General features: G+C 70.3%; 12 protein-coding genes. 3 read left to right on the forward strand and 9 right to left on the reverse strand.

Annotated features, from left to right (window positions below; translation table 11 throughout):
- Positions 1 to 95: 95 nt before the first annotated feature.
- The 4 genes from ACFZBU_RS05455 to ACFZBU_RS05470 form a co-directional block, all read right to left on the reverse strand.
- Positions 96 to 1,025 (reverse strand): SDR family oxidoreductase, encoded by a 930-nt coding sequence (locus ACFZBU_RS05455; RefSeq protein WP_391582160.1) that lies wholly within the window; start codon positions 1,023 to 1,025, stop codon positions 96 to 98.
- 4 nt (positions 1,026 to 1,029) lie between these two features.
- Positions 1,030 to 1,809 (reverse strand): enoyl-CoA hydratase/isomerase family protein, encoded by a 780-nt coding sequence (locus tag ACFZBU_RS05460; RefSeq protein ID WP_391582161.1) that lies wholly within the window; start codon positions 1,807 to 1,809, stop codon positions 1,030 to 1,032.
- A 213-nt stretch (positions 1,810 to 2,022) separates the two neighbouring features.
- On the reverse strand, positions 2,023 to 2,397 hold the full coding sequence (locus ACFZBU_RS05465; RefSeq protein ID WP_391582162.1) for a VOC family protein: 375 nt from the start codon (positions 2,395 to 2,397) through the stop codon (positions 2,023 to 2,025).
- A gap of 39 nt (positions 2,398 to 2,436) precedes the next feature.
- Positions 2,437 to 3,312: an acyl-CoA thioesterase gene (locus tag ACFZBU_RS05470; RefSeq protein WP_391582163.1), complete on the reverse strand. Its 876-nt coding sequence runs from the start codon at positions 3,310 to 3,312 to the stop codon at positions 2,437 to 2,439.
- Between the two features lie 57 nt (positions 3,313 to 3,369).
- Here ACFZBU_RS05470 and ACFZBU_RS05475 point away from each other — a divergent pair, with 57 nt between their 5' ends.
- Both ACFZBU_RS05475 and ACFZBU_RS05480 read left to right on the forward strand, forming a co-directional pair.
- Complete coding sequence (locus ACFZBU_RS05475; protein WP_391582164.1) at positions 3,370 to 4,611, forward strand: MFS transporter; 1,242 nt, start codon at positions 3,370 to 3,372, stop codon at positions 4,609 to 4,611.
- A 49-nt stretch (positions 4,612 to 4,660) separates the two neighbouring features.
- Positions 4,661 to 4,915 carry a hypothetical protein gene (locus ACFZBU_RS05480; RefSeq protein ID WP_391582165.1) on the forward strand — a complete coding sequence of 85 codons (255 nt, stop codon included), beginning with the start codon at positions 4,661 to 4,663 and terminating at the stop codon, positions 4,913 to 4,915.
- A gap of 212 nt (positions 4,916 to 5,127) precedes the next feature.
- Here ACFZBU_RS05480 and ACFZBU_RS05485 read toward each other — a convergent pair whose 3' ends face one another.
- The 3 genes from ACFZBU_RS05485 to hpnH form a co-directional block, all read right to left on the reverse strand.
- A complete protein-coding gene (locus tag ACFZBU_RS05485) occupies positions 5,128 to 6,096 on the reverse strand; it encodes a helix-turn-helix domain-containing protein (RefSeq protein ID WP_391582166.1) in 969 nt (322 codons plus the stop codon).
- A gap of 368 nt (positions 6,097 to 6,464) precedes the next feature.
- Complete coding sequence (locus ACFZBU_RS05490) at positions 6,465 to 6,830, reverse strand: hypothetical protein (RefSeq protein WP_391582167.1); 366 nt, start codon at positions 6,828 to 6,830, stop codon at positions 6,465 to 6,467.
- Between the two features lie 472 nt (positions 6,831 to 7,302).
- Entirely contained in the window at positions 7,303 to 8,307 is a 1,005-nt protein-coding gene (hpnH, locus tag ACFZBU_RS05495) for an adenosyl-hopene transferase HpnH (RefSeq protein WP_360316710.1), read from the reverse strand.
- Between the two features lie 139 nt (positions 8,308 to 8,446).
- On the opposite strand from hpnH, the gene ACFZBU_RS05500 reads away from it, so the two are divergent.
- On the forward strand, positions 8,447 to 9,055 hold the full coding sequence (locus ACFZBU_RS05500; protein WP_391582168.1) for a TetR/AcrR family transcriptional regulator: 609 nt from the start codon (positions 8,447 to 8,449) through the stop codon (positions 9,053 to 9,055).
- Between the two features lie 54 nt (positions 9,056 to 9,109).
- On the opposite strand, the gene ACFZBU_RS05505 is transcribed toward ACFZBU_RS05500, so the two are convergent.
- Positions 9,110 to 10,582, reverse strand: coding sequence for a penicillin-binding transpeptidase domain-containing protein (locus ACFZBU_RS05505; RefSeq protein WP_391582169.1), 1,473 nt, complete (start codon positions 10,580 to 10,582; stop codon positions 9,110 to 9,112).
- Positions 10,579 to 11,955: an FtsW/RodA/SpoVE family cell cycle protein gene (locus ACFZBU_RS05510; RefSeq protein ID WP_391582170.1), complete on the reverse strand. Its 1,377-nt coding sequence runs from the start codon at positions 11,953 to 11,955 to the stop codon at positions 10,579 to 10,581. Before ACFZBU_RS05510 ends, ACFZBU_RS05505 begins: the two co-directional genes overlap by 4 nt.
- Positions 11,956 to 12,129: the final 174 nt, after the last annotated feature.

Raw genomic sequence — 12,129 nt, forward strand, 5'->3', positions numbered from 1 at the left:
GATATTACGGATTTATGCCATTTGGCGATTCGATCACCGGCACTGCCGCGGCGCCGCAGCGCGGGGCGTTTGCCGACGCACCGCCCGGGTCGTGCTCACGGCAGCTCGAACGGACCCTTGCCCATCTGCTGCCGGACGGTGACCACCGGTGGGTTGACCAGGCCGCGGCGCTGCCAGTTGGCGCCGTCCACGACCAGGGTGTGGCCGGAGATGAAGCGCGCGTAGGGCGAGGCCAGGAAGGTCGCGGCCCAGCCCAGTTCGCGCGGTCGGCCGACGCGCATCGCGGGCTGGCACGGGTCCTTGTCGTGGATGCCGGCAGCGTGGATGCCGGCCGGGTTGCCTTTGTCGGCCAGGTTTTCCTTGATGGCGGCGGTCATGTCCTCGTGCGGGAACAGGCCCGGGACCAGGCCGTTGACCTGGATCCCGTACGGGCCCCATTCGACGGCCAGCGTCTCGACCATGTTCTTCACGCCCGCCTTGGCCGCCGCGCTGTGGGCGAAGCCGGGGCCGCCGGTCCAGGCGTAGGACGCGCCGATGTTGACGATCGAACCGGGTGTGCCCGCCGCCAGGTGTCGGCGGGCGAACTCGCGCGCGCAGAAATAGGTGCCGTTGAGGGTGATGTCCACGACGGTGCGCCACGCGTTGGGGGACATCTCCTCGGCCGGCACCGGGAAGTTGGCCGCCGCGTTGTTGATCAGCACGTCCGGGAGCCCGAACGTGTCGACGGCCGCGTCGAAGGCCGCGGCGATCTCGGCGGGCTCGCGGATGTCGCACGCCACGGTGCGCACCTTGGCGCCGGCCTCGGTCAGCGCCTCGCGGGCCGCCTCCAGGTGGTCCTCCTTGCGGCTGGCCACCACCAGGTTCGCGCCCAGTCGGGCGAACTCGATCGCGATTGCCTTGCCCAGGCCGGTGCCGCCGCCGGTGACGAACACCGTACGGTCCGCGTAGGTTCCGGCCGGCAGCGCGCCGGCGCCCAGGGCGGGCGGTTCGGGCAGGCCGATGATGCCGTCGGATGCCTCGGTCATGGGGTCAGCTCCCGGTGTAGTGGGCGGGCCGCTGTTCGGCGCGGGCGGCGCGGAACTCGGCGTAGTCGTCCGACTTGTTGACGAAGGTCTGCGCGATCAGTTCCTCCGCCATCGAGGTGCGCACGGCGGGTTCGGCGAGGTGGCCGAGCACGCGCCGGGCCATCTTGACGGTCACCGCCGGAGCGGCGGCGATCCGCTCGGCCATCTCGCGCACCGTGGCGTCCAGTTCGGCGGGCGGCACCACGCGCGAGACGATGCCGTGCGCGTACGCCTCGGCGGCGTGCATCGGGCGGCCGGTGAGCACCAGGTCGGCGGCCACCCCGGGACCGCAGATCTGGTACAGCCGGGCCACGCCGCCGGTGTCCGGGATCACCCCGTGCGTGGTCTCGGGCAGCATGAACCGAGCCCCCTCGGCGGCCACCCGGATGTCGCACAACAGTGCGCGCTGGAAGGACGCGCCGATCGACCAGCCCTGGCAGGCCACCAGCACCGGCGCGTCCAACTCGAACAGTTGCTGTACGCCGCGATGCCCGCGCGTCATCAACTGATGGTGCGTCAACTCGACCCGGTGGCCGCCGATCGAGGACACGTCGCGACCGGAGGAGAAGGACTTGCCCACCGCACGCCAGATCACCGCCCGAACCTCGGGGCGCTGCCTCAACTCACCGAGGATCTGCCACAGGAGCTGATCCATCTCGTCGTCGAACGCGTTGTGCTTGTCCGGGTTGTTGTTGGTGATCGTCGCGATCGGTCCGTCGTAGTCGAGAAGCACCTTGTCCGCCATGACACCCTGGGATATCCCAACGCCGCACAGGAATCGAGACCCACGGCGCCGCAACGACCGCAAGCGGGCAAGATCACAGCCGGTCGCCCGGCCGGGCCGCGGCCGTCGGCCGGGTCGCGTCGGTGCCGTCGATCCGCGCGGTCACGGCGGTGTCGCGCCGGTGTCACCGGCCCGAGGCGACGGCAGCGGCGCAGCCGCGTCGGCCGATCGTGGTCACGGGTTGCGCTGGGTGACTCCGTAGAAGTTGCCCTCGTTGTCGCGGAAGGTGGCCCACCAGCCCCATTCCTGCTGGGCGGGCTTGTCCGGGAAGTCGATGCCCCGGGCGACCAGTTCCCGGTAGGTGCTCTGCAGGTCGTCACACGTGAACAACACGTTGTTGAGCGAGCCGACCTTCTCCATGTCGAAGCGGTGGCTGAACAGGATCAGCGTGATGCCGTCACCCGGGGCGCGGACCTCGATCCAGCGCGGGCTGCCGGCTTCGCCCATCGGCGTGTCCATGACCTCCTCGAAGCCCATCTTGTCGACCCAGAAGCGCTTCGCCGCGTCCTGGTCGCTGACGTTCAGTGAGACCTTTCCGACCTGCAACATGCGCACTCCCTCGGCAGGCGCCCCCGGCCCTCGGTGGCGCTACGACCGGTGTTCGACCGGCTCGCCGAACAGTGCCTCCTGACTCACCGTCGCAAACAGCGCGCCCGCCGCGTCGAAGATCCGACCGTGCACCGTGCCGTGCGCGGCGTGCAGTGTGGTGCCCTCCTGGTCGTAGAGCCACCACCGGTCCGCGCGGAACGGGCGATGGAACCTGATCGCGTGGTCCAGGCTGGCCCGGGGGATCCAGCGCCGGCCCAGGGTCGCGGCATGCGGCAGTACCAGCGTGTCCAGGATGCTCAGGTCGGTCGCGTACGCGACGGCGCACGCGTGCAGCAGCGGGCGATCCGGCAGTTCGCCGTCGGCGCGACACCACAGCGCGTTGTGCGGCGGTCGCGCGGTGGACGTCTCGTCGGCCCAGGTCGGCGGCTCGACGAAGCGCAGGTCCACCGGGTTGCGCCGGACCAACTGCGGTCGGCGCAGCGGGCCGTTCAGCGCGTCCAGCCGCTGTGCGAGCGTGGGCAGCGTCGTCGGGTCGGGCACGGCGGGTGCGCTCGGCGCGTGGTCGAACGGCGTCTCGGGGCGAGTCACCCGGAAGGACGCGACCAGGTGCACGACGACCTTGTCCGTCTGGAGCACGTCGACCTGACGATGGCTCAGCGTCCGGCCCTGGAGGGTGCGGGTGACCCGGTAGGTCAGCGGCAGCGTGGCATCGGCCGGCCGCAGGAACGACGCGTGCAGGGAGTGCGGCACCCGGTCGCCGTCGACGGTGGCCCCGGCGGCGGCGAGCGCCTGCGCGACCAGCCAGCCGCCGAAGACTCGAAAGGCGTCCGGATCAGGGCTTTTCCCCTCGAATAGATCGGACTTGAGTCGGGTCGGCTCAACTTCTTCGACGAATTGGGTGACGGCGCAGCTCATGGCTGCTAGTACAGCAAGGACAGGCGCGACGACGACAACGAGGGGCACGGTGGGGACGTGGCGTGGGGTGCGATAAAGGTGCTGAAGGACCGCAACGCGGGGTTGTATCTGAGCGGCGTGGTGGTCTCCAGCTTCGGCAGCAGCGCGATGTCGCTCGTTGCCGGGGTCTGGGCCAAGACGCTGACCGGTTCGGACAGCGTGGCGGCGCTGATGGCGCTCGGGGTGTTCGCGCCGACCCTGCTCGGCCCGCTGCTCGGCGCGGCCGCGGACCGATGGCCCGCGAGACGCATGCTCCTGTCCGTCAACCTGGCACTCGCCGCGCTGTTGACCCTCACCCTGACCGTGCACTCGGGCGATCAGGTGTGGATCCTGTTCGCGGTGATGTTCGGCTACGGCATCGGCTTCGTGCTCCTGGACGCCGCCGAGTCGACCGCGCTCACGGCCGGCGTCGCACCGGGCATCCTGGGCGATCTGAACGGGATGCGGCTCAGCGCCGCCGAGGGCATGAAGCTGATCGCCCCGCTGGCGGGCGCGGGGCTGTTCGCGTGGTCCGGCGGGCACACCGTCGCGCTGTTGGACGCGGGCACGTTCGTGCTCGCCGCCGGGGTCTTCGCGCTGATGCGCTTCGACCAACCGGTCAAGGCGAAGACCGAGACCGGCTGGTGGAGGCAGGCCACGGCGGGCACGGGCTATCTGTGGGCGCATCGTCCGCTGCGCCGGCTGGTGTTCTCCGGCGGTCTGGCCATGCTGGTGTCCGGGCTCAGCGGCGGCGCGGTCTACGCCGTGGTGGACCGGGGACTCGGGCGCTCGCCTGCGTTCGTCGGCGTGCTGTACACCGCGCAGGGCGCCGGGTCCGTGGTGGTGGGGCTCTGCGCGGGCACGCTGATCCGCCGGTTCGGCGCGCGCGGGTTCGCGGTGCTGGGCCTGGCGCTGTTCGCGGTCGGGGTGGGCCTGCGGGTGGTCGAGTGGCTGCCCGTGGTCCTGGCCGGCAGCGTGGCGATCGGTTTCGGGCTGCCGGCGGTGCACGTGGCGGCGATGACCGTATTGCAGCGGGAGACGCCGGGGCACCTGGTGGGCCGGGTCGCGGCGACCGCGGGGACGATCATGTTCGCGCCGACGGCGTTCGCCATCCTCGGCGTGGCGGGTCTGCTGGCGGTGCTGGACTACCGGATCATCCTGCTCGGCACGGCGGCCCTGGGCGGCGCGGTCGCGCTGTACTGCGCGGCGGGTCGCGGCGAGCGGGGGCCGGATCGGGAACCGGCGCCGGCGGACGATGCGCAGGATTCGCGACATATGTGACGCACGCATGTCCTAGGTCGAAGGCGGCTTGCCACCTACGATGATCCGCATGTATGAAACGGCGGAAATCCCGGCTGAGCTGGTTGCCCTTCAGCGGGACCGCGACCACGCGGCCGACGTCGTCACGACGTTCGCGCGCGAGAACCCCGGGCGGCTGGACGCCGAACTGACCCGTCAGTGGTCGGCGGCGGTTCGGGCGGAACGCAATGCCATACGCGCACTGCACGCACACCCGATGATGGTGCTCGGACCGAACCGGTTCAAGATCATGCGCGCGCTGCGTGCCGCCGCCAAGCTGACCTGACGACGGCCCGGCCCGAACAGGGGCAAGAGAGCGCCGGACCGGACCGTCGGAGGACGTAGGTTACGCCGCCGCACCGACATCCGGCGCCGGCGCCGCGGATCCGTCCGGGTTCGGCCGCCGGCGTCGGTGCCGCGTGCTCATGCCGACAGGCTCCGCGACCGCGACGAGGCGTGGTGGTCGTCGGCGCGAGCGGTGCGGATCGGCGGTGCCGGTCACGCGGTGGCGCTCCCGGGGCAGAAGGTCCGACGGTAGTTCTGCGGCGTGGTGCCGCGACGGCGCAGGAAGTGGTGGCGCAGCGTCGCAGCGCTGCCGAAGCCCGAGCGCTCGGCGACGATGTCGATCGGCAGGTCGGTCTCCTCCAACAGTTCCTGGGCGAGCAACACGCGCTGCGCGGTGAGCCATTCGTAGGGCGTGGTGCCGGTCTCCTGCTGGAAGCGGCGGGCGAACGTACGCGGCGACATCAGCGCGTGCTCGGCCATCTGATCGACCGTCACCTCCCGGGCCAGCCGCTGCTCCATCCACGAGAGGGTGGCCTGGAGCGGGCTGCCGGAGCGCTCGGGCAGCGGTCGGGCGATGTATTGCGCCTGGCCGCCCTCGCGGTGCGGCGGCACGACCATGCGGCGGGCGATCGCGTTGGCCACCCGGGTGCCGTCCTCCATTCGGACCAGGTGCAGGCACGCGTCGATGCCGGCGGCGGTGCCGGCGCTGGTGATCACCCGCCGGTCCTCGACGTAGAGCACGTCCGGCTCGACGACGGCCTTCGGGTACAGGCGGGCGAGGCGGTCCGTGTACTTCCAGTGCGACGTGCAGCGCCGGTCGTCGAGCAGGCCGGCTCGGGCCAGGGTGAAGGCACCCGTGCAGACGCTCATGATCCATGCGCCTCGGGCCTCGGCGGCCCGCAGCGCGTCCAGGAGCAGCGGATCCGGCGCCGCGTGCTCGTCGTGCTCGGCGGACGCGGGAACCGCGACCAGGTCCGCGTGCGCGACCCGGTCGAGGCCGTGCTCGACGTACACGTCGTAGCCGGCCTTGGCGCGGACCCGGCCGGGGGTGACCGCGCACACCGCGAAGTCGTAGACCGGACAGCCCTCCTCGCTCCGGTCGATGCCGAACACCTCGCACAGCACCCCGAGTTCGAAGGGCGCGACCCCGTCCTGAACGATCACGACCACGTTGCGCAGCATGCGTACAGCATGCCGGCAGTGCGGCCGGAATGGCAGGATGTTGTGGACATCCGGCAGTCCTGCCACTCGATGTATGTGCAAGCATCGGGCAGTCTCGAGGCATGACAGTTCTGGCGGTTTTCCTGGTGGTCACGATGGTTCTCGGTGGTCTGTCGGTGCTGGACCGATCGGCCGACACGCGCGATCGGGACAAGTCCCGGTCGTGGCACCACTGAATGGCAGGCAGGCCCGTTGGCGCTCCGGGCGACGGGCGCCACGGGTGAACGACGATGTGGGGGAACGACCGCGCGCCCGGCCCAAGGGACATGGGCCGGGCGCGCGGTGTGTTCCGGATCGGCCGGGACGGCCCGGCCGGATGGAGCACTTGATCAGTTGCGGCGCTTGAGTGCCCGCCAGACGAAGAAGATGATGATCGCGACGATGATGATGGCGATGATCCCGAAGATGAACTTGCCGGCCTTCTTGAAGAAGCTCTTCTTCTTCTTTTTCTTGGCCTTCTTGGTCGGGTGACTCTGCTGCGCGGCGGCCCGGTGCGACGTGGTCTGCGCCGAGGTGTCCGCGGCCGTCTGCACGCCGGCCGAGGTGAGCGCGGTCGACACCGTCGCGGACGAGACCTGGCGGACCTGCGCCTGGGCCGGCGCGGGCGCGGCCTGCGCGGGAACGGCGGTCAACACGGCCGCGAACACCGCGAGCAGGATCGGACCGGCGAGACGCCGAAGAACACGATGAACCATCTGACAAGCCCCCATTTCAACCCGCGGAACACGCGCCTCGCGGAGTCGCCATGGCCCCGTGGTGGGCCGATGGCGGCGCGAATCTACCCGACATGCCAGGTCCCACGTGCCGAAAAGGGTCAAGATTTGGTTCCGAGGCGACCCATGCGACACGTGTCAACGATCATTCCGCTACGCTGACGATTCATCAGGTTGTGGCAGCCCGGTCGCCGGTGAGGGGTGACCGGGCTTCCCAATCGGCGTGTTCACGCGTGTACGCGACCGGGTGTGCGCCAAGTGGCTCCGCAACGCCCGCGATGTGCGGCAATCGACCCCTGCGACATACCGGAAGCCGAGCCGGCCCGGTCGCCGTCCGAGCGGGGGAAGCCCGAGGCAGTCGACCTCCGGACCGGGCTGTTCTTCGTGTCGGGCCACCTCGGACCGGCCCCGAGGGGCCGACGGAGCCTCGTCCGTCGACCCCGGGGTGCGAGGGTCAGCCGGCGACGACCGCGCGGAGGCTCTCCTTGAGGCTGCCCATGGTGGCCAGGACGGCGGTGGGTTCGTAGCCGCAGTGCGCCATGCAGTTGTCGCAGCGTGGGTCCTTGCCGCGGCCGTAGTTCTCCCACTCGGTATCGGTGAGCAACTCCTTGTAGCTCTGTACGTAGCCGTCGCCCATCAGGTAGCAGGGCTGCTGCCAGCCGAGCAACGAGTAGGACGGGATGGCCCACGGCGTGCACTCGAAGTCGCGCTTGCCCTCCAGGAAGTCGAGGAAGAGCGCGGAGTGGTTGAGCCGCCACTTCTTGCGGTTGCCGCCGGCGAAGGCGGATGCGAACAGCTTTCGGGTCTGCTCGACGCCGAGGAAGCGGTTCTGTACCGGGGCCTTCTCGTAGGCGTAGGCCGGGGAGATCTGGATCCGGTCGACCTTGAGGTCGTCGTTGAGGAAGTTCAGCACGTCCACGATGCTCTCGGGGGAGTCCGTGTTGAAGAACGTGCTGTTCGTGTAGACCTGGAATCCGGCGGCCTTGGCCATCTTGACCGCGGCCACGGCCTCGTCGAAGACGCCTTCCTTGTCCACCGCCTGGTCGTGCTTCTCGCGCAGGCCGTCGATGTGCACCATCCACGCGAAGTTCTTGTTCGGCTTGAACTTGTGCAGGTGCTTGGGCAGCAGCACGGCGTTGGTGCAGATGATCACGAACTTCTTGCGCTTGAGCAGTTCCTCGACGATCAGGTCGATCTGCTTGTGCATCAGCGGCTCACCGCCGGCCAGCGACACCATCGGCGCGCCGCACTCCTCGACGGCCGCCACGGCCTGCTCGACCGACATGCGCTTGCGCAACACGTCGTGCGGCTGCTGGATCTTGCCGCACCCACCGCACTTGAGGTTGCACGCGAACAGCGGCTCGACCTCCACGATCATCGCGAACTTGTCGACCCGCTTGATCTTCTGCTTGACCAGGTGAGTGCCGATTTTCACAGCCAGGTTCAGCGGCAGGCCCATGACCGTCGCGTCCTCTCTATCCCCGAACCCGGGGGCGTCGGCGTCCGCTGAAACTCGACTCGGCGTGGCGTCGTTGCCCGGGTGTGCCCGATGATGACAACATCTTCAACATACAGGCTGTACGTCACGTGGGGGTTGTATGGCGGTCACGCGTCGGGCACAACATGTGGCGGACACCCGAGCGGCCCTGCTGGCCGCGGCGCGCGAGCTGTTCGCGACGCAGGGGTACGCGCAGACCGGCACCGAGGAGATCGTGGCCGGGGCCCGGGTGACCCGGGGTGCGCTCTACCACCACTTCAAGGACAAGGCCGATCTGTTTCGCGCGGTCATGGAGACCGTCGCGGCCGAGGCGGCCGAGGCGCTGGTCGCCCACGAGATGCGTCATGCCCAGGACCACCCCAGCGAACCGTGGGATCAGTTGCGACACGGATTCCAGTCGTTCCTGGACGTGTGCACGACCGGGGACTTTCAGCGGATCGTGCTGGTGGACGGTCCGGCGGTGCTCGGGCCCGGATCGTGGGACGCGCTCGTGGACGAGCACGGCCACGGGTTGCTGGCGGCGTGGTTGCGGCAGGCGATGGACAACGGCGAGATCGACGAATTGCCGGTGCCGCCGCTGGCTCGGCTGCTGGCCTCGCTGATCTCGGAGGCGAGCATGTACACCGCGCGAGCCGCCGACCCCGCGAATGCCCGGGCCGAGGTGGGCCGGGTCATCGACCGGGTGCTGGCCGGGCTGCGCAAGAGCTGACCGCCGCGCGGGGGTTGATCGGCGGTCGATCGGCGGGCGGGCCCGGAGGCGTGCTCATCGGGCGGCCAGCACCGCGGACATCACGGCCTTGGCGATCGGGGCGGCGAGGCCGCCGCCGGTGATGTCGGCGCGGTCGGCCGAGCCGTCCTCGACCACGACGGCGACCGCCACGGCGGGTTTGGCGGCGGCGTCGGCCTTGGCGTAGGCGATGAACCACGCGTAGGGCACGGCGCGGTTGTTCTCGCCGTGCTGGGCGGTGCCGGTCTTGCCGCCGACGACGGCGCCGTCGATCCGCCCGTTGCCGCCGGTGCCGGTGGTGACCGCGTCCTCCATCATCTTCTGCAGTCGGCGAGCCACCGGTGGGGAGACCGCCCGGGCCAGGGTCTCGCGGTCGGTGGTGTGCACGGTGCTGCCGTCGCTGCGGGTGAGCCGCTCGACCAGGTACGGCCGCATCACCTCGCCGTCGTTGGCCACGCCGGCGGCGACCATCGCCATCTGGAGCGGGGTGGCCCGCGTGTCGAACTGGCCGATCGAGGACAATGCGGTCTGCGGGCGATCCGGATGCCTGGGGAACACGCTCTCGGTGACCGCGACCGGGATCCGCAGCCCGGGGTCGTCGAAACCGAACGCCTTGGCCTGCCGGCGCATCACATCGGCGCCCATGTCGACCCCGAGCTTGGCGAACACGGTGTTGCAGGACATCGCCAGTGCGTAACGCAGGGATGCGTCGCGGCAGCCGGAGACCTCGTTGCCGAGCCGGGTGGTCGACTCGGGCAGCGGATAGGGGTCGGGCGAGGTGGTCGGCTCGTCCGGGTCGGTGACCGTGCCGGAGGCGAGCGCCGCCGCGGCGGTGACCACTTTGAAGGTGGAGCCCGGGGGATAGGTCTCGCGCAGCGCACGATTGAGCATCGGTCGGTCGGGGTCGGCGTCCAGTGCCGTCCATGCGCTCCGGGTCGCCTTGTTGGCACCGGCCAGCCTGCCCGGGTCGTAGGACGGCGTGCTCACCAGGGCCAGGATCGCGCCGGTGGCGGGGTCGAGCGCGGCCACAGCGCCCTTGTTGCCGGTGCTCGCGAGACCGGCGAACGCGGCCTGCTGGGCGGCGGGCAGGATCGTGGTGGCCACGTTGCCGGCGGGGCTGCGCCTGCGGGTGATCGCGGTGATCACCGGCCATGCGCCCAGGCGTGGATCGGTGCCCGCCAGGAGGTCGTCCTCGACGCCTTCGAGCAGCGAGGCGCCGTAGAGCTGAGAGGCGTAGCCGGTGACCGGGGCGTAGAGCGGGCCGTCGGTGTAGCTGCGGCCGTAGGCCAGGTCGGAGGACGTGGCGGTGTGCGGTGAACCGGTGACCGCCCGGCCGGCCACCAGGATGTCGCCGCGCGCCTGCTGGTAACGCACGATCTGCGGACGGCGGTTGCCCGCCATGTGGTCGTAGGCGTCGGCCTGGTGCGCCATGAGCCAGGTGGCGTTGCCCAGCAGCGCCAGGAGCAGCAGCAGACAGAATCCGGCGGCTCGCCGGGCGGTGACGATCACGCGGGCACCTCCTCGGGCACCGGGCTGGGTTCCTCGATCGGCGCGGGTGGTCGGCGGCCCCGGTCGCTGACCTTCATCAGCAGTGCGATCAGTGCCCAGTTGGTGACCACGGACGAGCCGCCCTGGGCGAGGAAGGGCATGGTCATGCCGGTGAGCGGGATCAGCGCGGTCACCCCGCCCGCGACCACGAACACCTGGATCGCCAGCACGGCGGAGAGCCCGTAGGCGAGCAGCGAGCCGAACGGGTCCGGCGCGGTCAGGCCGGCCCGGAAGCCGCGCGCGACCAGCAGGGCGTAGAGCACGAACAGCGCGGCGATGCCGGTCAGTCCGAGCTCCTCGCCGACGGTGGCCAGGACGAAGTCGCTCTTGGCGGCGAAGCCGACCAGGATCGAGTGCCCCAGGCCGAGGCCGGCGCCGAGCAGGCCGCCGGCCGCGAAACAGAACAGCGACTGGGCCAGTTGGCCCGGGCCGAGCCCTGCGTGGATGCTCGCGAACGGGTCCAGCCAGTTCTGCACCCGGTCGTGCACGTGGGGTTCGGCGGAGCCGACCACGAACGCGCCGAGTGCGATCAGGATCAGGCCGACCAGGATCCAGCTGATGCGCGCGGTCGCGACATAGAGCATCACCACGAATGCGCCGAAGTAGAGCAGGGACGTGCCCAGGTCGCGTTCCAGGACCAGGATGCCGACCGAGGCCAGCCACACCGCGACGACCGGGCCCAGGTCGCGGCCGCGCGGCAGGTTCACGCCGCAGAACCGGCGGCCGATCATCATCAGCGTCTCGCGCGTGGTGGCGAGGTAGGACGCGAAGAAGACGACCAGGATGATCTTGGCGAACTCGCCGGGTTGCAGCGAGAAGGGGCCGAGCCGGATCCACACCTTGGCGCCGTTGATGGCCGGGAAGAAGACCGGGACGATCATCAGGAACAGGGCCACGGCCGCCGCCAGGTATGCGTACTTGCCCAGGGTGCGGTGATCGCGCACGGCGATCATCACCACCGCGAACAGGATCACCCCGATGGCCGACCACATCAATTGCGAGGGTGCGGCCTGCACCTTCGGCGTCTCCAGGTCGAGTCGGTAGATCAGCACCAGCCCCAGGCCGTTGAGCAGTGCGGCGATCGGCAGCAGCACCGGGTCGGCATACGGCGCGAAGCGGCGCACCAGGATGTGGGCGACCAGCACGAGAAAGCCGAGCCCCAGCCCGTAGCGCGCGGTATCCGGTGGAATCGAGCCGTCCTTGGCCAGGCCGACGTTCGCGTAGGCGAGGACGGGGACCAGGACTGCGAAGACGAGCAGCAGGAGTTCGGTGTTGCGCCGGGTGGGCGGCCGGGGTTCCCCTGCCGTCGCCGCGCGCCGCCGCCATCTGGACATGCGCTCTGGAATGCCCACAAGTGACCCTGGGTAACCGGAGGATCGCGCCCGGCATCGGGCATCACGCCGGTGCGGCCGGGAACGCGCCGCGTATCCGTGGCGTTGCGGTGCTCCTGCCCGGCCACCTTCCCTGGACTGCTCGTCTTTGGTTGGCGGTCGGCCGGAGAAAGGCGG

Origin of the sequence: Embleya sp. NPDC008237, assembly GCF_042956465.1 — a bacterium.
Classification (GTDB): Bacteria; Actinomycetota; Actinomycetes; order Streptomycetales; family Streptomycetaceae; genus Embleya.